This is a genomic window from Komagataeibacter nataicola (assembly GCF_003207795.1).
GTDB classification, from domain to species: domain Bacteria; phylum Pseudomonadota; class Alphaproteobacteria; order Acetobacterales; family Acetobacteraceae; genus Komagataeibacter; species Komagataeibacter nataicola.
Map to the genome: position 1 here is coordinate 1 of NZ_NIRT01000018.1, position 21,607 is coordinate 21,607.

Genomic DNA, 21,607 nt, shown 5'->3' on the forward strand with positions numbered 1-21,607 from the left:
GGTAATGGTGAACAGAATGCCCCGCTCGCGCAGGCGTTCGACCGCGCGGATGGCGCGTGGGGTCAGGATCTTGTCCTTCGTGACCAGTGTGCCATCCACATCGGCCAGCACCAGCCTGATCTGGCCTGCTGGCGTTCCGGCTGCGTCGTGGGGCATGTCGCCTCTCCCTTCTGTGCCGCGCCCCTCAGGGGCGGGGCAGGACAAAGTTTTCCATCGCGTAGGCCCAGCCATCATCGGTGTTGGGCCGGGTCACGAAGCGGGCATGGGCCTTGACGTTATCAAGCGCGTTGCCCATCGCGATGCTGACCCCCGCTTCCTTCAGCATGGGGATGTCGTTGTTCATATCCCCGATGCATGCCGTATCCCGGATATCAATATCCAGCAGTTTGGCCAGTTCTTTTGCTGCATAGCCCTTGTTCGCCTGCGGGTGCGTAATATCAAGGTAAATGGACGAGGACTGGTGTACGCTCGCCTTCCCTCCCAGCATGTTTGCAAGGTCGCGTTCCACCCCCGGCAACGCTGCCGGATCACTGGCCACCCCCATGATCTTGCCCACGTTGACATAATGACCCGCAAAATCATCCACCCGCACGGGCGTGGTCTGCACCACTTCACTCTCATGGGCGACCTGTGGCGTGTCATCACGGCGCACCAGCCAGTCATGGCCAATGAACAGCCATGGCTCGACCCCGTGGTCGATCAGGAATTCAACCGCCCTCTGCGCCACCACCGGCTCAAGCGACAGGCGCTCGCGGATGGTGCCATCCGGCGCGCAGATCAGGCCGCCATTAAGCCCCGCGATGGGCTCGCGGATATCAAGCGCACGGACAAACTGCATCATGCCGCGTGGAGCACGGCTGCTGATCAGGCTGAGCCTGATGCCCGCCGCCCGCAGGTCATCCGCCGCCTTGTAGGCGGCGGGGGTAAGCACGCGCTCGGGCGTAATCAGGGTGCCATCGATATCGGACACCACAAGCCTGACGGCATGCGGGCGGGAAACGGGTGGGGTCATGGGCATCATCCAATTTTAAGCCAGTGGCGGTGGTCGCGGGCCAGCAGGGCATCGGCGGCTTCCGGCCCTTCGCTGCCTGCGGCGTAGAAGGCAAGGCTGCGGGCATCCTGCCCCCAGTCCAGCACCGGCTGCACGGCGCGCCAGCCCGCCTCGATATTGTCGGCGCGCTGAAACAGGGTGGCATCGCCAATCATGCAGTCATAGATCAGGGTCTCGTATCCCGTGCTCGGCCCTTCGCTGAACCATTCGGCGTAATCGAACTTCATGCGCACGCCACCCAGCCTGACCGAGGGGCCGGGAATTTTGGCCGAAAACTGCATGGTTACCCCCTCGGTCGGCTGGATGTGGATGACCATGATGTTGGGGGCCAGCTTGTCCACCGGCGTGTCACGGAACAGGGCATAGGGCGCGGACTTGAAGTGGATGGCGATCTCGGTCTTGCGCGCGGCCAGCCGCTTGCCGGTGCGCACGTAAAACGGCACCCCCGCCCAGCGCCAGTTATCAATGCCGAATTTCATGGCCACGTAAGTCTCGGTCAGGGAATGGGGGTCAACACCCGGCTCCTGCCGGTAGCCCGGCACGGCTTTTTTCCCCACCGTGCCCGGCGCATACTGCCCGCGCACCACATCGGCGGGGGCAAGGGGGTGGATGGCGTCGAGCACCTTGGTCTTTTCGTTGCGCACGGCATCGGCATCGAACGAGATCGGCGCTTCCATCGCCGTCATGGCCAGGAGCTGCATGACGTGGTTGGGCACCATGTCACGCAGGGCGCCGGTGCCTTCATAGAATTTGGCCCGCTGTTCGACGCCCACGGTCTCGGCGGCGGTGATCTGCACGTGATCGATGTTCTGGCGGTTCCATAGCGGCTCGAAGAACCCGTTGGAAAAGCGCAGGGCGAGGATATTCTGCACCGTCTCCTTACCGAGATAGTGGTCGATGCGGTAGATCTGCTGCTCCTCAAGCGTGTTGAGCAGCCTCGTGTTGAGCGCGATGGCCGATTGCAGGTCGTGGCCGAAGGGTTTTTCCACGATCACGCGGCGGAAGGTATCGGGCCCTTCGCGCACCAGCCCGGCCTCGCCAAGCCGGTCCACGATGGAGCCGAAGAAACGGGCGGCCACGGCAAGGTAGAAAATGCAGTTCTGGCCCGCTGTTACATCGGCTATGGCCTGATAGGTCTGCATGGTTTCAAAGTCGCCCTGCACGTAACGGATACGGGGCAGCATCCAGTCCCAGATATCCTCGCGCAGGCTGACGGCCTCGGCCCCCCGGCGGGCGGTAAAATCCTCAAGGGCCGCGCGCACGTTATCGCGCAGCTGCTGGTCGGTCAGGTCCGCGCGGTCAACGGCCACGATGCCAAAACCATCATCAAGCAGCCCGGCGCAGGCCAGATTGTATATGGCAGGTAGCAGAAGGCGCCGGGTCAGGTCGCCGCCGCCGCCAAAGATGACGAACGAACCCGGCGGGCTGCGCCGGGGGGCGGCTTCATGGTGTGTATCGCCCACCTGCGAGACTGCCGAGGCAATAATGTTTTCCATTGTGCTGCTGTCCCTGAACTGTGTTCGCTATAATCCTCCCCCGGCTGTTCCGGTTGCAGTCATTGAGCGCTGTCATTTCATGGGGAACAGCCAGAGCCTGCCCAGATGCCTAGCATCCGGGCAGGCCTTCAGTTACCGGCTGGGCGTCGGGTCAGTTATTCGTACCCTCAATGTGACCGCCAAAGCCGAAACGCATGGCAGACAGCATCTTCTCGGCAAAGTTGTTGCCGGTGCGCGAGCGGAAACGCGTGAACAGCGATGCGGTAATGACGGGCACGGGCACCGCCTCCTCAATCGCGGCCTCGATGGTCCAGCGGCCTTCGCCGGAATCGGCCACGTCGCCCTTGTAGTTCGACAGGTCCGGGTTGCCCGCCAGCGCACTCGCCGAAAGGTCGAGCAGCCACGACGAGACCACGCTGCCGCGCCGCCACACCTCGGCAATGTCGGCCATGTTCAGGTCGAAACGCTGGTTCTCGGGCAGGGCATCGGTGTTCTTGGACTTCATCACGTCAAACCCTTCGGCGAAGGCCTGCATGATGCCGTATTCGATGCCGTTATGGACCATCTTCACAAAATGGCCGGACCCCGCCGGGCCGCAATGCAGGTAGCCCTGCTCGGCGCGCGGGTCGAAGCCGGGCCTGTCGCGGCCGGGTGTGCGCACAATGTCACCAATGCCCGGCGCCAGCGCCGACAGGATCGGATCTACATGGTCGGTGGCCTCTTTGGTGCCGCCGTACATCATGCAGTAGCCGCGCTCCAGCCCCCACACGCCGCCCGAGGTGCCGACATCGATATAGTCGATGCCCTTCTGGACCAGTTCGGCCGCGCGGCGGATGTCGTCCTTGTAGAAGGAATTGCCGCCATCGATCACGATGTCGCCCTTGCCCATAAGGGTGGCGAGTTCCTGCACCGCCTGCTCGGTCACCTCGCCCGCAGGCAGCATGAGCCAGATGATCCTGCGGCCCTTGAGCTTGCCCACCATGTCGGCAAGACCCGTGGCGGCAGTGGCGCGGCCACCTTCGGCCTGCTCGCACACCTTGGCGGTAACGGCGGGGTCGCGGTCAAAAGCCACCACATCATGGCCATGGCGGGTCAGGCGGATGGAGATGTTGCCGCCCATCTTGCCTAGGCCAACAATACCGATTTGCATGATCTAACACTCCTGGAAGCGGGATAGGACCGTAGTCCTATCGTCTGGGGGCGCATTTCCCAATGATCCCTATCAAAAAACCCGCCCCGCCGGAGGCGGGACGGGCAAACGGTCGGCTCAGACCGCGTGGGCGATATCAAGCCCGAGTTTTTCAAGGCCAGCTTTCAGGTCGCCATGAATGTGCACCCGCAGCACGCGGCGGCCGCGTTCGGCCAGTACTTCCATGTCGCCCCGCGCCTGGGCTTCCTTCACGATGCTGAAGGTATATTTCTCACCCGGCACCGGCAGGTTCACCTCATCATCGCAGGTGATCTGCACGAACACGCCCGTGTCAGGCCCGCCCTTGTAGGCCTGACCCGTGGAATGCTGGAAGCGGGGGCCAAATTCGGCCGCCGTCGCCAGCTTCAGCGCATCACGCAGGCCCAGCCGCGCCTTCTGGATCCATTCGCGCGTAAAGGTGTCGCGGTCGATATAGGCGAGCAGCGCCACGTAATCACCCGCCTTCGCACGGGCAAAATGCGCCTTGAGAATGGCCTGGGCCGTTGTGGCGCCGCCAAGCGCCTGCGCGTTCTTCGGGTCGGCATAGAAGGCGAACGGGCCATCCTTGGCGAACGGCTCGTAGGGCGGGAGCCTGCCGGTCTCGTTATAGGCGGTGGTGATCTTCTTGGTCTCGATCTTCGATTCCTCGACATCGGGCTGGTTGAACGGGTTGATCCCGATCACCGCACCGGCCACCGCGGTCGCGAACTCCCAGCGGAAGAACTCCTCAAGCACCTGACGGCGCTCATGCAGCTCGATGGTCACCACCGGCTCGCCGGCCTCGACCAGGGCCGCGAAGGCGGCATCCTGCTTCGGGCAGGGGTCCTCGGCGAGGCGCAGGTAGGTGAACACGCGGTCCTTGCCATACACGCTTGCCTTGCCGATCGTCTCGTCATCGATGGGGATCAGGCCACGCCCGTCCTTGCCGGTCGATTCCGCAATGAGCTGCTCAAGCCATGCGCCCATATCGTAAATGCCGGGCGATGCGATGATGGTCACCTTGTCGCGACCAAAGTCGCGCGCAGCCACGCCAAGCACCGCCCCGAGCACCACGCCGGGGTTCTGGGCGGGTGGCACGGAGGCGGCACAGGACTTCTCGCCACGCTGGGCGGATTCGAGCAGCAGTTTCAGCGGCAGGCCCGCCACGGCGGCGGGCACCATGCCGAAATCGGACAGCACGGAGTAGCGGCCACCGATCTGCTTCTCGCCGTAGAAGATCTTCCAGAAGCCATCCTTCTTCGCCACGTCTTCCATGTGCGAGCCGGGATCGGTCACGGTGATGAAGTGCGAGCCAGCCTTGTCGCCGAGCACCTTCTTGGCCTGATCGAAGAAATAGGCCTTGAGGATGTTGGGCTCCAGCGTGCCGCCGGACTTGGACGAGACGATGAACAGCGTCTTGCTGATGTCGATCTTTTTCTCGAAATCACGCACCTGCTGCGGGTCGGTGCTGTCGAGCACGTACAGGTGGGGAAAGCCCTCATGCTTGCCAAAGGTCTGGGCCAGCACTTCCGGCCCGAGGCTGGAGCCGCCCATGCCCAGCAGGAGCGCATCGCGGAAGCCGCGCGCCTTCACCTCGGCCTGAAAGTCCTCGAACTTGGACAGGGCCGCCACCTGGTCATCGGTAATGTCGAGCCATTTGAGCCAGCTTGCCTCGTCCTTGCCGGTCCAGACGGTAGCATCCTTGTCCCACACGCGGCGCACGGTGCCGTCCTTGCGCCAGGCTTCAAGCTCCGCATCGACAGCCTTGTGCAGGTCGGCGGGCAGCTTCAGCGCGGTGGAGGTGACCTTGTTGCCCAGAAACGCCGCCTGCTTGGCCGCGACCGAGCCCAGCAGGTCGTCAAACGCATCGGCAAACGAGGCAACGCCTTCATCGACCAGCTTGCGTGTCACGCCATCAAGGTCAAGGCCAAGGCTCTTTGCCTCATCAAGCACCCGCAGCGCGCCCGCCACGTCCTGTGTCAGCGTTTCGGCCACCTTGCCGTGGTCACGGAAGGCATCGAACGTTGCGGGCGGAATGGTGTTGACCGTGTCGGGGCCGATCAGGCCATCGACATACACCACGTCGCTATAGGTCTTGTCCTTGGTGCCGGTGCTCGCCCACAGCAGGCGCTGCGGGTTTGCACCTGCATCGGCCAGCTTCTTCCAGCGCGGGCTGGCGGTCACTTCGCGCCAGTATTCATAGGCCGCCTTGGCGTTGGCGATGGCCACCTTGCCGCGCAGGGCCTTGAGTTCAGCCGAATGCCTGTCGCCCGCGGCCACGCGGGCATCGATTTCCTTGTCGATCTTGACGTCGATGCGGCTGACGAAGAAGGACGCGACCGAGGCGATGCCCTTCACGCTCTCGCCACGGCCGAGGCGGTCTTCCAGGCCAGTGATGTAGGCTTCGAGCACCTTTTTATACGCATCGATCGAGAAGAGCAGCGTGACGTTGATGCTCAGCCCTTCGGCAATGGCGGCGCGGATGGCGGGAACGCCTTCCTCCGTGCCGGGAATCTTGATCATGAGGTTGCGGGCATCGACCGCTTTCCACAGGCGCAGCGCCTCGTGCAACGTGCCCTTGGTGTTGCGCGCAAGGTAGGGCGAAACCTCGAGGCTGACATAACCGTCCACGCCCTTCGTCTGTTCATAGACGGGGTAGAGCACCCTGGCGGCGGCCCGAATGTCATCAATGGCGAGCAGTTCATACAGCGCGCCCGCGTCAACCACGTGATGTTCCAGCACGGAGCGGATCTGGGCATCATAATCGGTGCCCTGGCCCATCGCCTTCTGGAAGATGGCGGGGTTGGAGGTGACACCCTTAAGGCCGTCTTCATCGACCAGCTTCTTCAGGCTGCCATTTTCGGTATAGGAGCGCTGGATGAAGTCCAGCCAGGGGGACTGACCCAGACGCGACAGTTCCTTTAAAGGATTTGCATCACCAGATTCACGCGCACTCATTGACTGTGCTTCCTTTACTTTTCAGCAACGCGGCAAACCCGCACTGCCAATACTTCTTTGCTCAAAAACACGACAGGCAGGACTGGATGTCCTGCCTGCCTGCGTGTTTTTTATTTTCCGGCCTGCCTGCGGGCGGCGGCCACCACGGCATCCACCGTGAAGCCAAACTTGACTTCGAGTTCGCCCGCCGGGGCGGAGGCGCCAAAACCGTGCATGACAATCGTCTCGCCAGCAAGGCCGGTATAGCGGTCCCAGCCAAGCTGGGCGGCCTGCTCCACCGCCACGCGGGCGGTCATGTCGGGCGGCAGCACGCTGTCGCGGTAGGCCTTGGGCTGTGCCTCGAACAGATCCCATGACGGCATGGAGACAAGGCGCACCTTGATCCCCTCCGCCTTCAGCTTTTCGGCCGCCTTGATGATCAGCCCCACTTCGCTACCTGTCGCCATGAGGATGACATCGGGACGCCCGTCCGCATCTGCAAGGACATAGGCCCCTTTTGCCAGCCCCGATGCAGGCGCATAGGTCTTGCGGCAGATGGTGGGCAGGTTCTGCCGGCTCAGTGCGAGCACGCTGGGGCGGTCGGTAATCTGCACCAGCGTGCGCCAGGCTTCGGCCACTTCGTTGGCATCGGCGGGGCGCAGCACGGTCACGCCGGGGGTGGCGCGCAGCTGGGCCAGTTGCTCGATGGGCTGGTGCGTCGGCCCGTCCTCGCCCACGCCGATCGAGTCATGGGTGAAGATGTAGGTCACCGGCAGCTTCATCAGCGCGGAAAGGCGGATGGGCGGCTTCATGTAATCGGAGAAGATCAGGAAGCCCGAGCAGTAAGCCCGGATGCCATACAGCGCGAGACCGTTGCTGATCGAGCCCATGGCATGCTCGCGCACGCCAAAATGCAGGTTGCGCCCGCCATAGGTGCCGCCCCATTGCGGCGGCTGGAAGTCACCCGCGCCATCAAATGTCAGGTGTGTCTTGGTCGATGGCGACAGGTCGGCCGAGCCACCGATCATCCACGGGTAATTTTTGGCCACCACGTTCAGCACCTTGCCCGAGCTTGCGCGCGAGGCAACGCCCTTGGCATCCGCATCAAAGACAGGGATGTCCTTATCCCACCCTTCGGGCAGGGTGCCCGCGAAGATGTGGTCAAGCTGCGCGGCCTCGGTGGGGTATTTGGCGCGGTAGGCGGCAAACAGTTCATGCCACGCCCTGCTGGCCGCGGCCCCGCGGGTGGCGATGCCTTCACGGAAATGCTCGGCCACACCTTCGGGCACGTAGAAGTTCCTGTCTTCCGGCCAGCCGTAGAATTTCTTGGTCTCGCGGATTTCCTCCGCGCCCAGCGGCGAGCCATGCGCTTCCGCCGTGCCAGCAAGGTGGGGCGCGCCCCAGCCGATGATGGAATGGACGATGATCAGCGTGGGCCGCGAGGTCTCGGCCTTCGCCTCGGCCAGCAGGCGGCGCAGGTCGCCGGTGTCGTTGGCATCCTTCAGTTCAAGAACGTGCCAGCCATAGGCCTCGAAGCGCCTGTGCACGCTCTCGGTAAACGCAATCTTGGTCGAACCCTCGATGGAGATCTGGTTGCTGTCATAGATCCACGTCAGGTTTCCAAGCTTGAGGTGACCGGCGATGGAAGCCGCCTCGCTGGCAACGCCTTCCATGTTGTCGCCATCGCCGCACAGCGTATAGACGTGATGGTCAAACAGCCTGAAGCCGGGGCGGTTGTAGCGCTCGGCCAGCCATTTTTCCGCCATCGCCATGCCAACGGAATTGCCGCAGCCCTGGCCGAGCGGGCCGGTCGTGGTCTCGACGCCCGCGGTGTGGTGATATTCCGGGTGGCCGGGGGTGAGCGAGTCGAGCTGGCGGAACTGCTCGAGGTCTTCAAGCGTGAGCGCAGGGCGGTCATGCGTGACCCCGCCGGGGCGCACGTCGCGGATACCGGCAAGGTAGATGAGCGAATAAAGCAGCATCGACGCATGGCCGATCGAGAGCACGAAGCGGTCGCGGTTGGGCCATAGCGGGTCGGCCGGATCATAGTTCAGCACGTCGCGCCACAGCGCGTAGCCTACGGGTGCAAGCGCCATGGGCGTGCCGGGATGGCCGGAATTCGCTTTCTGCACCGCGTCCATGGATAGCGTGCGAATCGTGTTGATGCACAGCGTATCGATATTGGTGGGCATGCCGCCACCTCCTTCAGGAGCCATGAGGGGTGATGTGTACGAGGAACGCATGAGGGACCGGCCTCCTTACAGCCATGGTTGTTGTTCCGACCAAACCGGGCCGCGTGCCGGAAGCCGACAACCCTTTCTTGTTATTCTTCCACACCGCCCGCGCCCGCCCGGCCCGCATGCACGCGCGGGCAGCAGGGAGCGCAGGGATAAAGGCTTTTCACGGCGCGTACCTTCTCACGACCTTCGGGACGGAACAAGCCATCTCATCAAGCCGTTACCCAGTCCACGCCATGGCGGCCCGGCAGGCACGCCATATGTGCCAGCGCATACGCCCGGCGCCAGTTCCACCCGACCATGCCCGCAGGCAGGGAATTTGACACGACCCCATCCTCCCGTTCACCTGTTCGCCCCTGGATACGCCGGCAGATGGAGACCCACGCATGCCCCTGCTACCCGCCAGCGACCACACGGATGGCACGCGTTTTTTCAACCCGCCCGCCATCTGCCCCGAGGGCACCCAGCCCGCGCGCCTGCGGCGCCTCGCCATCCTCAAATGGCAGTGGAACCGCCCGAAATCGGACTGGCCCGCGCGGATTGAAAACCCCACCCCCACCGGCGACCCGCATGCCCAGCCCGCGCCCGACACGGTGCAGCTGACCTTTATCGGCCACAGCACCTTTCTCATCCGCCTGCCCCGGCCTGATGGCACGGCGCTCACCATCCTGACCGACCCGATCTTTTCGCAACGCTGCTCCCCGCTGCCCTTCCTCGGGCCAAAGCGGGTACGCGCGCCCGGCCGCAGGCTGGCCGACCTGCCACCCATCGATATCGTGCTGGTCTCGCACGCGCATTACGACCACATGGACCTGCCCAGCCTGCGGGCGCTGGTGCGGCGGGGCGACAACCCGCTTGTGGTCACACCGCTCGCCAATGCACATTTCATGTACAAGACCAGACTCAAACGCATCATGGAGCTGGACTGGTGGCAGGCGGTGACCACCGGTGGCATCCATATCACCTGCACGCCTGCCCGCCATGGCGCGGCCCGCACGCCCTTTGACCGCAATACCAGCCTGTGGGGCGGCTTCATGCTGCGCGACGAGGCAGGCCACCAGCTGTTCTTTGCAGGCGATACCGCCGATGGCCGCCACTGGCGCCTGATCCGCCAGCGCCTTGGCGCGCCCGACATCGCCCTCCTGCCCATTGGCGCGTATGAGCCGCGCGCGCTGATGGAGCGCGTGCACACCACGCCGGAGGAAGCCCTGTCGGGCCTGCGCCAGCTTGGGGCGCGACACGGGATCGGCATGCATTTCGGCACCTTCCGCCTGACGGATGAACCCATGGACGAGCCGGTCACGCGCCTTGCAAAAGCCGTGCAGGACGCGGGCCTGCCGCCCGATACGATGGGCATCATGGCCCATGGCGCGTGTCGCGGCATTGCGTGGGATCAGCCCAATGATGCATGATTGCCCGATGTTCTTTTCAGCCAAACCGTCCTATGCTCGATCGCTCATGACGGGACCGGCCTCCGCCCCCGTTTCGCGCAATCCGACCAGCCAGGCAGGCACATGAGCAAGACAATCGCCCACGGCGACCCCGCCGCCGACGCACCCGACTCCTTCAGCAACGCGGAAATCGAGACCCTGTTCCTTTCCGCGGCAAGGGATGGGCAGACGGATCTCGTTACCGAATTCCTCAAGGCGGGCATCAACCCCGATACCCGCAACGACAAGGGCTACACCGCGCTGATCCTTGCCGCCTATAACGGCCACGAACCCACCGTGCGCGCCCTGCTTGAAGGCGGCGCCAGCCCCGACCTGCAGGACGCCAAGGGGGCGACGGCGCTCGCGGGCGTGGCCTTCAAGGGCGACCTGCCATGCGCGCGCGTGCTGGTCGCGCATGGAGCAGGCATCGATGTGCCCAATTTCGTAGGACGCACGCCGCTGATCTTTGCTGTGATGTTCAACCGCGACCCCATGGTCACCTTCCTGCTTGAACATGGCGCCAACCCCGACCTGCGCGATGGCGAGGGCATCAGCGCCCGCCTGTTCGCCACCCGGCAGGGCAACACCGCCCTGCTTGACGCCATGAAGCGCACGCCCCCCGCCCCGCAGGGCTGAACCACTCTTTCTGTCATCCTTTTCCCACCGCCACAGCACCCGTTGCCGTGGCGTGCCTTTATGTTCATGACCTTGTGGAATTCACCCCGATGAGCCGTTTCTGGAGCCCGATCGTACACAGCCTGACCCCGTATGTGCCGGGCGAGCAACCCAGAATGGCCAACCTGATAAAGCTGAATACCAACGAGTGCCCGTACGGCCCCTCGCCCAAAGTGATCGAGGCCATCAGGGCCGCCACCAACGACACGCTGCGCCTCTACCCCGATCCCACGGCCCATGCCCTGTGCACGGCCATCGCCACCGCGCATGACGTGCCGGTGGACCACGTGTTCGTGGGCAATGGCTCGGACGAGGTGCTCGCCCATGTCTTCCAGGGGCTGCTCAACCACGATGCCCCCCTGCTCTTCCCCGACATTACCTACAGCTTCTACCCCGTCTATTGCGGGCTTTACGGCATACGCCACGAGACCGTGCCGCTCGACAGTGCGATGGGCATCGACATTGCGGCCTATCGCAGGCCGTGTGGCGGCATCATCCTGCCCAACCCCAATGCACCCACCGGCATCGCCCTGGGGCTGGACGAGATTTGCACCGTGCTGCGCGACCACCCGGAGGCGGTCGTGGTGGTGGATGAAGCCTATGTCGATTTCGGGGCCGAGACGGCCATACCGCTCGTAGCCGAACATCCCAACCTGCTCGTGGTGCGCACGCTCTCCAAATCAAGCGCGCTGGCGGGGCTGCGGGTGGGCTATGCCATTGGCCAGCCTGACCTGATCGCAGCCCTGACCCGCATCAAGGACAGCTTCAACTCCTATCCGCTTGACCGTCTGGCGCAGGTGGGAGCCATTGCCGCGATTGAAGATCGGGAATGGCTTGCAAATACAAGCGCCAGGATCATAAGCTCACGCAACAGGCTGACAGACAGCCTGGGAAAGATGGGGTTCGAGGTCCTGCCATCACGGGCGAATTTCGTATTCGCCCGGCACCCGGACCGTGATGGCGCGCAGCTTGCCGCAGCCCTGCGGGCGCGGGCGATCATTGTGCGCCATTTCCGGACCCCGCGCATTGCACAATGGCTACGCATCACCATTGGCACGGATGCCGAATGCCAGGCCCTGATACAGGGACTGGCCGATGTGCTTGCGCTGAACGAGGGGTAAGCCCCCCGGTTCATCATGCATCACGCCGCCGCCCTGCCCACTTGGGCCGGGTGGGCGTGGGTGCGTGCTGCGCCTCTTTCCATCACACGGTTAACAACTCATTTCCTGGACCACAGGTCCACAGGATCCTTATCATGCGCGCATTCCACGGACAGATGTCCGATAACCAGCCGATCCGTCGCACCCTTGCCGAAAAGCAGAAGCAGTTACGCGACCTGCGCGAGACGCTGGCCTCCATGAAATCGCATACCTCACCCGCCCTGCGCGAAAGCGTGCAGAAGCGCATCCGCCAGCTTGAAAGCGAAGTGACCGCCGCCCCCGCCCTCAAGGCGAACGACCGGCGCAGCACGCAGGCGGCCCCTGGCGGCACCGACCGCCCACGCACCCCGCGCAGGCGGCCTGAACGTAGCATCTGACCAACATAAAAAAAGCGGGCCTGCCCCACATGGGGCAGGCCCGCTTTACCCACAGGCCCCCTTAAAGAGCCTGCGGGGCAGGAACAGTGGAAGGATCAGTGACCCAGGGTCACTTCCTCCGCCACGTCACCGCGCGCGGCGGCTTCATCAATGTAGCGACGGGCTTCAGGCGAGACCGTCAGCACCAGCGTCAGTGCAGCCGAGGCCACATACAGGCCACAGAAGATCCAGATGATCCCCTCGATACCGTGCCAGCTTTCGAACCACGTCACGATCGCCGGACCAACCCAGGTGCTCGCACCCGCACCCAGACCCAGGGCGGACAGGGCGGCGGCCTTTTCCTTCGGGCAGATCTGCGGCACCAGGCCGGACAGCGGCACGAAGGCGGCAATGGTTGCGCCATACAGCGCGCCCATCACGGCGGCGATGGCGAAGTTGCCGGGGAACATCTGCGGCACGTAGTAGAACAGCGGCACCGTGATCGCGGCACCAACGCAGCCGAACAGGGCGACAACGGTGCGGTGACCCAGACGGTCCGCCGTGATGCCGGACACGAGGTTCACCAGGATGTTCGACAGGAAGATGATCGACAGAAGCTGCAGCCACTGCGACAGCGAGAAGCCGATGACCTTGGTGAAGAACGCCGGCATGATCACCAGAAACGCATATTCCGACGACGTATTGATGGTGCGCACGATCATGGCGATAAACGTCTTGGGCTCGCGCCACAGGATGCTGATCGAGCTGAAGAAGATCGTGGCAGGCCGGGTGCCCACGGGGGCCAGGCGGCGCGACCCGATGGGCTCACGCGTCATGAGCAGGGCCAGCAGGCCACCGAACATGACCAGACCCAGCGAGGACCAGAACGTCGCCATCTCGCCGATCAGCGGAATGGAGAAGCTGGCGAACAGCGAACCCAGCGTGGGCAGCCCACCCGAGAACGCGAACCAGAACCAGCCCGCAGCCGAGCCAAGCTGGCGCGGCGGCGTTGCGGCCGCAATCCAGACCAGGAAGCCATAGGTGAACAGCGGGTAGCCAAAGCCGCGCATGGTGTAGGCGGCCAGCATGATGGGATAGCTGTTCACGGCCACGCCAAAGGTCAGGAACAGGACCTCGAACACGCCCCAGATGGCAAGGCCGATCCACATGACCCGCTTGGGGCCCCACAGATCGGACAGTGGCCCCGAAGCCCAGGAGGACAGGGACACGGTCACGCCATAAATGGTGAAAAGAAGCGCCGTATCGCGCGATGAAATGCCCTGCCCCTCAAGATAGGGCGCCAGGTAGCCAGCTTCGACACCATCACCGATCATGAAGAACAGCAGACCGACGAACCCCCAGAACAGGGGAGCCGGAATGCCAAGCCGATCGGCCAGGGACGTTGATTCGGACAGATTGTCTGTCTGTTTCAAGGGGAGAGTCTCCTCTTTCACAGGCAGCCGACACGAAAACGAGCGGCCCCGCCTCATTGCGGAGCGTCGATGCAGGCTGCGTCCGCACAGTCCGGCTTTCCGGAAACACCAGTGCGGAACTCAGTTTCACAGGTCGGGTGTGCAACCACCCGTGCGGATCACGACCATGAGAGACAGGCAGGCGGCACAAGCGCCAAAACGCCAGCGCATATGCCTGGCAGACCTGCTGTTCATGCGTGTGACCAGCCGTAAAGTCGTCAATCCGGCAGGAAAACGCGCCTTTGGGCACGGCTTTCATAGCAATGCGATGAAAAGACACACAAAGCGCACCGAAAAACGCGCACGATGCCGTGATTTCCCAGCGCCGGAAAGACCATGAATTGGCCAGATATACAAAATCGTTTCAGTATCGAACGATTTCACAATAACAGGATAGTTTCTGACCTCCGCCAAAACACGAAAAATATATTCAGTGGGGATAATCTATACTAAAAAAGTCTCGTGAATGTAAGGGAATTTTCAAATTTTTGACACGATTCCGATTTCTTCCTTATTATATCAATAACTTTCAGATGATATTTTTATGCATGGAGCGCATGCATCGCTCACTGCCCCCACCTTTCGCCCAAGGTGGGTTCCTGCCATAGTCGGGGCCGCACCCCGGTGGGAGGAGATGCGCCCGCGCTGCCCCATCGCAGTCGGGACAGGACAAACGGAACGGTCATGGTGAACATCAAGCTGTCTTTACGCCTCGCCGCACTGCCGGTTGCCTTGCTGCTTTCGCCTGCGGCGCTAAGCACGATGGCCCATGGGCAGAGCCTGGCCACGCAGAAGGTGCAGCGCGCCATGGATGTGCTGCGCCTCAAGCCCGACCTGGCCAGCAAGGCGTGCCTCGACAAGCTTGACGACCTGCACAAGATGGAAAAGGTCATTGAGGAGGCGGGCGAGAGCGCGCACAACCCCAATCTGTCACTGGCGCATGACGTGATGGAATCCGACTACGAGGACGCCACCGAATCCTGCGTACCAGACGCCGCCAAGCTATGCGCCGCCCCCGGATCGCTCGCCAGCGCCAACCAGAAGAAACTGTGCGATTCGCTGGATGCGATCATGTCGGTTGATGGATCGGATGAAGGCGATGAAGCCATAGCACCCCCGCAGGGCACGTCATCAGACTGACCGGCCTGCGCCGCGCCTGAAACCTCAAAGTTTTTTGGGTGTCGCCTTTTTTTTAAAAGGCGACGTCTTTTGAAGCTTTTTGGAAAAAGCTTCACCAAAAACTTTTATGATTTCAGGATATTATTGAGCCTGACTTTTCAAACAGCCTTTAAAAAACTTCAGGAAACGCCGCCTTTTTTGCAAAAGGCGGCGCCCGTAAGCATTGACGATTTCAAGGCAGTTGCGCCAGCAGGTGCAGCCCTTCGGCGCTGCCCAGCACGGCAGATTTTTCCGCCCGGTTGAGCGCGCGCACCGCCGTGGCCAGGTCAGGTGCCTCACGCAGCTTGAGCAGCCCCACCAGCAGCGCCGGGTTGATCGGGTCGCCCCGCCTGCGCGGTGGCGGCAGCATGATCTCATGCACCCGCAACAGCCCTGCGCGCGCGCGCAGGGCCGCAATGGCCTCCTGTATCGGGTGACCCGCCATCTGGCCCATATAGACCACGGCCTCGTGCAGCACCGGCGGCGGGTCCGTCTCCTCGGGGATGAGCAGCAGACGCGCACGGCGCAGGGCCTGTCCCGCGGCTTCACTGCCGGTCAGGGCGGCGAGCGGAATGGCGCAGACCAGCCCCAGGGTTACCGGCAGCATCCACAGGAACAGCGGCAGGGACACGCTCCACGCGGCACCCGCCAGCGCAATGCCCAGCACCGTATGCACCCAGTACAGCCGCACGTTCTGCATGATCTGCAGGCCGCCCGCGTCACGCCGCTGGGCATTCCAGCCGGAATCACGCCCCAGCAGGATGGACAGCACGCCCGCCGTCTGGATCATCATGGCAATCGGCGCGATCAGGCCCCCAATCACGGTTTCCACCAGAATGGACGCCGCCGCCATGATCGCCCCCCCGCAGCCCCGGCGCAGCGGGCCATCAATGAGCAGCAGCATGTAGGCCAGGATCTTGGGAGCCAGCAGCACGATCATGGTGCCGATGAACATGTATTCCGCCTGCACGGGATCGACATGTGGCCAGTGCGGGTAGAGCAGCTTGGTATCGCCAAAATATTCCGGCTTGTAGAAGCGGTTCTGGAGCGAGACCACAATGCCCACAAGCAGGAAGATCAGCCACAGCGGCGCCGTGACATAGGAGCCGATGCCCATGAGCATGTGCATGCGGCTGACCCAGTGCAGCCCACGCGCGGGCAGCACCTTGGCGTGCTGCAGGTTGCCCTGGCACCAGCGTCGGTCGCGGATGGCGATATCGGTCAGCGATGGCGGGCTCTCCTCATAGGAGCCGCTCAGTGCGGGTACCATGTGAATGGCCCAGCCGCCACGGCGCATCAGGGCGGCCTCGACAAAGTCATGGCTCAGGATCGCGCCGCCGAAGGGCTTGCGGCCCGGTAGGTGCGGCATGCCCGCCTGCTCGGCAAAGGCCACCGTGCGGATGACCGCATTATGCCCCCAGTAATTGCCCTCCGCGCCATGCCACCAGGCAATGCCGTGGGCAATCAGCGGGCCATAGACGCGGCCTGCGAACTGCTGCATGCGCGCAAACAGCGTGCGCCCGTTCACGATCACCGGCAGGGACTGGATCAGGGCCACGCCGGGGTTATTTTCCATGGCCGAGGTCAGGCGCACGATCACGTCGCCCGACATGACGCTGTCGGCATCGAGCGTGATCATCTGCTCGTAGGCCGCGCCGTAAGTGCGCACCCATTCACCAATATTGCCCGCCTTGCGGTCGGTATTGACCGCGCGCCTGCGGTAGAACAGCCGCCCGCCCCAGCCCGTGGCGCGGCACAGGGCCATGTAGGCGGCTTCCTCCGCCACCCAGATATCGGGATCGGTGGTGTCGGACAGGATGAACACGTCAAACGCGCGCTCCTGCCGCGTGGCGCCCAGGCTGTCGATGGTGGCGCGCAGCCCGGCCATGACGCGCCCCGGATCTTCGTTATAGGTGGGCATGAGCAACGCCGTGCGGGTGGTGACCCGCGGCAGCGTGCCACTGCGCTTTATGCCAAGGCCCAGCCCGCCATGCGCCAGCATGGAGCCAAAACCCGCAAGCGCCGAGGTAAAGGCCAGCGCGATCCACAGGAACAGCATGACGAACAGCAGCAGCATGACCATGCCCGCCACCGAGCGCTGCACGGCATTGAACACGAGGTCCATCTCGTAACCGGCCATGCCGGTCATGGCCACGGCGCCGCCAATGACCAGCAGCCGCCGCAGCCCGATCAGCCGCCATTGCGTGGTGGGCACAGCGGGGCGACCGTGCCGGTCCGGCTCGGCTTCGAGCGCGCGCACGGGCATGTCGAGCGGGGCGGCAGGCGGCAGGGCGGCCCAGCCCTGCGGCAGAAGGCTGGCAGGCGGCACCGGCCGGGCCGGGCGTGGTGGCGCCCCTACGGCGTCCATCGATAGACCCATTCTTCCGATACGGGGCCATTGTCATCGGCCAGCACGCAGTTCAGTTCCGCCACCTTGGCATCGCCGGGCGCGAACTCGAACGTGCTGCGCCAGCCATGAATGGGCGTGACCGGCTCGACCACCACATTGCGGATCTCACCGGCCGAGGCACGGCACTGCAGGTGGAAATGCGGGTTATCGGGCAGTTTTTCAAAGGGCGTACCGACAAAATCAAGGTCGAAGAAGCGCGTATGCGAATCATCGGTCGCATCCCCCACGCGGGTGGCGGCAATGCGCGCGAGCTTCGTGGGCCACGGCGTATCCCACCCCCAGTACATGCGGTAGGTGAACACATATTCGCGGCCTGCCGCCAGCGGCTCCTGTGGGCGCCAGAACGAGACGATATTGTCATTCACCTCGTTGGGGGTGGGAATTTCGACCAGGTCAACAGCCCCTGCCCCCCAGTCCCCGATCGGTTCGATCCATAGCGAGGGACGCTTTTCATAATTCAGCGCCACATCCTCAAAATCGGTGAAGGCACGCTTGCGCTGCATCAGGCCAAAGCCGTGCGGCCGCACATCGGTAAAGGCGGAGAACTGCAGGTCGCGCGGATTGCGCAGCGGCCGCCACAACTGCTGGCCGCTGCCGGTCCACATCGAAAGGCCCTCGCTGTCATGGGCGGCGGGGCGCCAGTCATCCACGCGCGCGCGGTCGTTGGCGTCAAAATAGAACATGCCGGTGAGCGGGGCGATGCCGGACTCCGCAATCGCCTTGCGCGGATAAAGCGAGGACTGCACGTCAAACACCGTGGTCTCGCCGGGGCGGATGGTAAAGCGGAACGCGCCGGTGAGCGAAGGGCTGTCGAGCAGGGCATGCAGCACCACGCTATCCACGCCCGCCTTGGGCTTTTCCAGCCAGAAGGCGCGGAACAGGGCGAATTCCTCGCCCGTCGGGTCGCCGGTGCCATTGGCGAAGCCACGGGCCGACAGGCCATAGGTCTGCCCCTTGGCCACGGCGCGGAAATAGGATGCGCCAAGGAAGACGCAGAACTCCTCCATCACGCCCGGCGTATTGATGGGCGCGCGCAGGCGCAGACCGGCAAAGCCGATATCATCATTCACGCGCAGGGCGGGGTCGTTATAGGTAAACATGTCGGGGCTGAAGGCAATGGGGCGGCTCTGGCCATCAATCACCTCGTTCATGTCAATACGTGGCGCGTACAGATAACCGCGGGGAAAGAACTCAACCTCGAAACCGAGGTTCTCGCCATGCCACAGCGCCTGTTCGGGGCGGTAGGCCATGGAATTGTACTGATCGAAATTCAGGTTGCGCAGCGGTGCAGGCAATGACTGGGAAGGCGGCTGGTAAGCCTGCTGCGACAGTTGATGGGCCAGCGTGCGAACCGTGTTGGAATCAAAATTGCTGCTCTGGGTTGCCCTGGCCGCGCGTGGTGCGGCAATCCCCACAGCCGACAGGGCGGACAGGGCCGTGCCCGCTTTCATGAAATTACGTCGTAACACCTAATTCAACTCCAGTCCGTTCTTCTTTTCAGAAGTGCTGACACACTATTCTTTATTTTTTACCACTGGGCAAAAGCACTTATGCCACAACCGTGATCAACAGTGCTGATGGCTTTTTCACGGCGTGGATGAACACATACCTGCCAATGTTTCAAGCGGGCCCCGTACTGCCTCACGCGCGGCCTGCTCGATTTCACGGTACAGGCGCAATACCGCCTCGCCCTCCGCCGAAAGGCCGGCCCCGCCCCCGCCGCCCGGTCGCGCGCTGACCAGTGGGCGGGCAAACGTGGTATTCATCGCCTCGACCAGCAGCCAGGCCCGCCGGTAGGACATGCCCATCGCCCGCGCCGCCGCCGAGATCGAGCCTGTCTCGCCAATCTGTTCGAGCAGGCGGATCTTGCCATGCCCGAGCAGGGGCGTGCCATTCGCGTCGAGCCGCAAGGTCAGGCGCATCTGTGTCATATTTTCCATACTCCTGGCAGCCGCTATGATAATGGCCTCTTCTACCTGAAATATCCTTATCTGGAATGGAATTTTCCCATCATGCGCCAACCTGCCCATCCATCGGGGCCGCCCCGGGCCTCATGGGCCCCGATGCAGCCGGGCCATCTGCCCCAAGTGGTGGCGCTCGCCGCCCGGATGCACCCCGGCTGCCCCGAACGGGCGGAGGTGCTTGATGAACGCCGCAGCCTGTGCCCGACGGGCTGTATGGTGCTGATCGAGGAAAACGGGCCGGTGCGCGGCTACATGCTGAGCCACCCGTGGCGCATGGCCCGCCCGCCCCTGCTTGATACCCATCTTGGCCGCCTGCCCGCCCGGCCTGACTGCTGGTACCTCCACGATATCGCCATCGATCCCGCCCTGCGCGGTCAGGGCCATGCCCATGCGGCGCTGCGCCATCTCGGCGCGCAGGCACGTCTGTGCGGCGTGCCGTGGCTGGCCCTGATGGCGGCGGAAGGAGCGCGCCCGCTCTGGGCGCATCTGGGTTTTGAACCCATGCCCGACGTGCCCGCCGCCATTACCGCAAGTTATGGCGCCGATGCCTGCCCCATGCGCCGCGCATTATTGGGCATCTGACATATTTCAAAATAATAAAAGCGCCACCAGAGGCTTTTTACAGTTCCTGTATCACCGCCCGCACGCCACGTTCACGGATGGCGCGGCGCGTTTTTACCACGGCGGCATCGAGCGCTGTCGCATCCATGTCGCGCCAGCCATCAAAGGCAGGCAGGGCAAGGGCCGCCGCAAGGTTGGCGTCATTGACCAGGGCCATGTCATCGGCATCGAGCGTGGGTTCGAGGGGGGCGTAGCTTTCGCCCTTCTCGTCACGGCCACGCAGCATTTCCAGATAGGCGGCGATGCCGAAGGCGATGCGGTCGAGATCATGCCCGCTCTCCAGCGAGCGGCGCACCGTATCGGTCCAGAACACCCGCACTTTCGAGGCCCCGTCGCTACAGATCCGCAACAGCGTATCGGCCACCGCCTGGTTGGAGAAGCGGCTGAGCAGACGCCTGCGATAGACATCAAGGTCGAAATCCGCCGGCGCATCGATCTGGGGCATGGCATCAAGCGTCCAGTAGGCGTTGGCCAGCCGCTCGAGGTCGGCATCCGCCACGGTTTCATGCGCGTAGCGGTAGCCAAGCAGCAGGCCCGCAGCCCCGAGCAGGATGTGCGATGCGTTGAGCATGCGCACCTTCACCTGCTCATAGCCCGCCACATCACGCACGAACTGCACGCCTGCCTTTTCCAGCGCGGGGCGGCCATTGCAGAAATTATCTTCCAGCACCCACTGGCTGAAATCCTCCGCCAGCACGGGCAGGTCGTCATCCAGCCCGCTGGCATCGTTCAGCGCCTGGCGCGTGGCGCGGTCCACGCCAGGCGTGATTCGGTCCACCATGGAGCATGGAAAGGTCACGTTGGCCTCGATCCAGTCAGCCAGATCGGGGTCAACCGCGCGGGCATAGCCCACAAAGGCCGCATGCGCGACATGGCCATTGCTGCGCAGGTTATCGCATGACAGCACGGTAAAGGGCGGCATGCCTGCCTCGCGCCTGCGGCGCAGGCCCTCCACCACATAACCGAACACGGTGGCCGGGCGGTGCGGATGGGCAAGGTCAGCGCTCACGGTCGCCTCATCAAGGCGGAAGCGACCGGTTTCCTCATCGATATTATAACCGCCTTCCGTAATCGTCATGCTGACGATGCGGGTCTCGGGGTCAGCCAGGCGAGCCAGCACGGCCTCGGGGTCGGCGGGGGCGAGCAGGTATTCGCGCAGCGCCCCGATGATGGAAACGGTGCGCGCGCCATCCGCCGCCACCTCGGTCAGGGAATACAGGCAGTCCTGCTGCTGGAACTGGCGCGCCTTGGCCTCCCCGCGCGGGCCGCCATTAAGCCCCACGCCCACGATGCCCCATTGCGCCTGACCGGGCAGGCCAAGGCACTGGTTGACGTACCAGGCCTCATGCGCGCGAAAGAAATTGCCCACACCAAAATGAACGATCCCTCGCCCCACCGCCTCGCGCCTGTATGCCAGCGCCTGCACGCCAGCGGGAAGGGTGGTGAGGGTTGTTTCGTTCAGCATGGTGTTC

General features: G+C 63.6%; 18 protein-coding genes. 7 read left to right on the forward strand and 11 right to left on the reverse strand.

The window, feature by feature from the left end:
* From CDI09_RS10680 to tkt, 6 genes are all read right to left on the reverse strand, one after another.
* On the reverse strand, nucleotides 1–156 hold a 156-nt coding region (locus CDI09_RS10680), incomplete at its 3' end, for an HAD family hydrolase (RefSeq protein WP_170120495.1).
* A 28-nt stretch (nucleotides 157–184) separates the two neighbouring features.
* Entirely contained in the window at nucleotides 185–1,021 is an 837-nt protein-coding gene (locus tag CDI09_RS10685) for a Cof-type HAD-IIB family hydrolase (RefSeq protein WP_078525274.1), read from the reverse strand.
* The gene (gene zwf / locus CDI09_RS10690) at nucleotides 1,018–2,547 is read right to left on the reverse strand and encodes a glucose-6-phosphate dehydrogenase (protein WP_110571324.1); all 1,530 of its coding nucleotides are present in this window, start codon (nucleotides 2,545–2,547) and stop codon (nucleotides 1,018–1,020) included. The genes CDI09_RS10685 and zwf overlap by 4 nt, the downstream gene beginning before the upstream one ends.
* A gap of 151 nt (nucleotides 2,548–2,698) precedes the next feature.
* On the reverse strand, nucleotides 2,699–3,697 hold the full coding sequence (gene gnd, locus CDI09_RS10695; RefSeq protein WP_078525278.1) for a phosphogluconate dehydrogenase (NAD(+)-dependent, decarboxylating): 999 nt from the start codon (nucleotides 3,695–3,697) through the stop codon (nucleotides 2,699–2,701).
* 117 nt (nucleotides 3,698–3,814) lie between these two features.
* Nucleotides 3,815–6,673 carry a bifunctional transaldolase/phosoglucose isomerase gene (locus CDI09_RS10700; RefSeq protein WP_078525279.1) on the reverse strand — a complete coding sequence of 953 codons (2,859 nt, stop codon included), beginning with the start codon at nucleotides 6,671–6,673 and terminating at the stop codon, nucleotides 3,815–3,817.
* Nucleotides 6,674–6,783: 110 nt separating this feature from the next.
* Nucleotides 6,784–8,844, reverse strand: a complete 2,061-nt coding sequence (gene tkt, locus CDI09_RS10705; protein ID WP_205836703.1) for a transketolase — start codon at nucleotides 8,842–8,844, stop codon at nucleotides 6,784–6,786.
* Nucleotides 8,845–9,275: 431 nt separating this feature from the next.
* Between tkt and CDI09_RS10715 the strand changes: the two genes are divergently transcribed.
* The 4 genes from CDI09_RS10715 (at nucleotide 9,276) to CDI09_RS10730 (ending at nucleotide 12,531) form a co-directional block, all read left to right on the forward strand.
* Nucleotides 9,276–10,301, forward strand: coding sequence for an MBL fold metallo-hydrolase (locus CDI09_RS10715; RefSeq protein ID WP_078525284.1), 1,026 nt, complete (start codon nucleotides 9,276–9,278; stop codon nucleotides 10,299–10,301).
* Nucleotides 10,302–10,403: 102 nt separating this feature from the next.
* Nucleotides 10,404–10,955 (forward strand): ankyrin repeat domain-containing protein, encoded by a 552-nt coding sequence (locus CDI09_RS10720; RefSeq protein WP_078525285.1) that lies wholly within the window; start codon nucleotides 10,404–10,406, stop codon nucleotides 10,953–10,955.
* A gap of 89 nt (nucleotides 10,956–11,044) precedes the next feature.
* On the forward strand, nucleotides 11,045–12,115 hold the full coding sequence (gene hisC / locus CDI09_RS10725) for a histidinol-phosphate transaminase (protein WP_078525287.1): 1,071 nt from the start codon (nucleotides 11,045–11,047) through the stop codon (nucleotides 12,113–12,115).
* A 134-nt stretch (nucleotides 12,116–12,249) separates the two neighbouring features.
* A complete protein-coding gene (locus tag CDI09_RS10730; RefSeq protein ID WP_078525288.1) occupies nucleotides 12,250–12,531 on the forward strand; it encodes a hypothetical protein in 282 nt (93 codons plus the stop codon).
* 95 nt (nucleotides 12,532–12,626) lie between these two features.
* Here the strand turns inward: CDI09_RS10730 and CDI09_RS10735 are convergent, their stop codons facing one another.
* Nucleotides 12,627–13,943, reverse strand: a complete 1,317-nt coding sequence (locus tag CDI09_RS10735; RefSeq protein WP_078525290.1) for an MFS transporter — start codon at nucleotides 13,941–13,943, stop codon at nucleotides 12,627–12,629.
* 166 nt (nucleotides 13,944–14,109) lie between these two features.
* On the opposite strand from CDI09_RS10735, the gene CDI09_RS17755 reads away from it, so the two are divergent.
* Both CDI09_RS17755 and CDI09_RS10740 read left to right on the forward strand, forming a co-directional pair.
* Nucleotides 14,110–14,322, forward strand: a complete 213-nt coding sequence (locus tag CDI09_RS17755) for a hypothetical protein (protein ID WP_146220871.1) — start codon at nucleotides 14,110–14,112, stop codon at nucleotides 14,320–14,322.
* Nucleotides 14,323–14,666: 344 nt separating this feature from the next.
* Nucleotides 14,667–15,122, forward strand: coding sequence for a hypothetical protein (locus CDI09_RS10740; RefSeq protein WP_236944652.1), 456 nt, complete (start codon nucleotides 14,667–14,669; stop codon nucleotides 15,120–15,122).
* Nucleotides 15,123–15,333: 211 nt separating this feature from the next.
* Here the strand turns inward: CDI09_RS10740 and mdoH are convergent, their stop codons facing one another.
* The 3 genes from mdoH to CDI09_RS10755 form a co-directional block, all read right to left on the reverse strand.
* Nucleotides 15,334–17,508 (reverse strand): glucans biosynthesis glucosyltransferase MdoH, encoded by a 2,175-nt coding sequence (mdoH, locus tag CDI09_RS10745; RefSeq protein ID WP_078525291.1) that lies wholly within the window; start codon nucleotides 17,506–17,508, stop codon nucleotides 15,334–15,336.
* Nucleotides 17,496–19,001: a glucan biosynthesis protein gene (locus CDI09_RS10750; RefSeq protein WP_078525293.1), complete on the reverse strand. Its 1,506-nt coding sequence runs from the start codon at nucleotides 18,999–19,001 to the stop codon at nucleotides 17,496–17,498. The genes mdoH and CDI09_RS10750 overlap by 13 nt, the downstream gene beginning before the upstream one ends.
* 135 nt (nucleotides 19,002–19,136) lie before the next feature.
* Entirely contained in the window at nucleotides 19,137–19,481 is a 345-nt protein-coding gene (locus tag CDI09_RS10755) for a winged helix-turn-helix domain-containing protein (protein WP_061272474.1), read from the reverse strand.
* An 81-nt stretch (nucleotides 19,482–19,562) separates the two neighbouring features.
* Here CDI09_RS10755 and CDI09_RS10760 point away from each other — a divergent pair, with 81 nt between their 5' ends.
* The gene (locus CDI09_RS10760) at nucleotides 19,563–20,096 is read left to right on the forward strand and encodes a GNAT family N-acetyltransferase (RefSeq protein WP_078525295.1); all 534 of its coding nucleotides are present in this window, start codon (nucleotides 19,563–19,565) and stop codon (nucleotides 20,094–20,096) included.
* 37 nt (nucleotides 20,097–20,133) lie between these two features.
* On the opposite strand, the gene CDI09_RS10765 is transcribed toward CDI09_RS10760, so the two are convergent.
* Nucleotides 20,134–21,600, reverse strand: coding sequence for a mannitol dehydrogenase family protein (locus CDI09_RS10765; RefSeq protein ID WP_078525296.1), 1,467 nt, complete (start codon nucleotides 21,598–21,600; stop codon nucleotides 20,134–20,136).
* Nucleotides 21,601–21,607: the final 7 nt, after the last annotated feature.

Bases quoted from the DNA above. Each gene is read 5' to 3' on its own strand.
- CDI09_RS10685 (WP_078525274.1), bottom strand. From the start codon at position 1,021: ATGATGCCCATGACCCCACCCGTTTCCCGCCCGCATGCCGTCAGGCTT.
- zwf (WP_110571324.1), bottom strand. From the start codon at position 2,547: ATGGAAAACATTATTGCCTCGGCAGTCTCGCAGGTGGGCGATACACAC.
- gnd (WP_078525278.1), bottom strand. From the start codon at position 3,697: ATGCAAATCGGTATTGTTGGCCTAGGCAAGATGGGCGGCAACATCTCC.
- CDI09_RS10700 (WP_078525279.1), bottom strand. From the start codon at position 6,673: ATGAGTGCGCGTGAATCTGGTGATGCAAATCCTTTAAAGGAACTGTCG.
- tkt (WP_205836703.1), bottom strand. From the start codon at position 8,844: ATGCCCACCAATATCGATACGCTGTGCATCAACACGATTCGCACGCTA.
- CDI09_RS10715 (WP_078525284.1), top strand. From the start codon at position 9,276: ATGCCCCTGCTACCCGCCAGCGACCACACGGATGGCACGCGTTTTTTC.
- CDI09_RS10720 (WP_078525285.1), top strand. From the start codon at position 10,404: ATGAGCAAGACAATCGCCCACGGCGACCCCGCCGCCGACGCACCCGAC.
- hisC (WP_078525287.1), top strand. From the start codon at position 11,045: ATGAGCCGTTTCTGGAGCCCGATCGTACACAGCCTGACCCCGTATGTG.
- CDI09_RS10730 (WP_078525288.1), top strand. From the start codon at position 12,250: ATGCGCGCATTCCACGGACAGATGTCCGATAACCAGCCGATCCGTCGC.
- CDI09_RS17755 (WP_146220871.1), top strand. From the start codon at position 14,110: ATGAGAGACAGGCAGGCGGCACAAGCGCCAAAACGCCAGCGCATATGC.
- CDI09_RS10740 (WP_236944652.1), top strand. From the start codon at position 14,667: ATGGTGAACATCAAGCTGTCTTTACGCCTCGCCGCACTGCCGGTTGCC.
- mdoH (WP_078525291.1), bottom strand. From the start codon at position 17,508: ATGGACGCCGTAGGGGCGCCACCACGCCCGGCCCGGCCGGTGCCGCCT.
- CDI09_RS10750 (WP_078525293.1), bottom strand. From the start codon at position 19,001: ATGAAAGCGGGCACGGCCCTGTCCGCCCTGTCGGCTGTGGGGATTGCC.
- CDI09_RS10755 (WP_061272474.1), bottom strand. From the start codon at position 19,481: ATGACACAGATGCGCCTGACCTTGCGGCTCGACGCGAATGGCACGCCC.
- CDI09_RS10760 (WP_078525295.1), top strand. From the start codon at position 19,563: ATGCGCCAACCTGCCCATCCATCGGGGCCGCCCCGGGCCTCATGGGCC.
- CDI09_RS10765 (WP_078525296.1), bottom strand. From the start codon at position 21,600: ATGCTGAACGAAACAACCCTCACCACCCTTCCCGCTGGCGTGCAGGCG.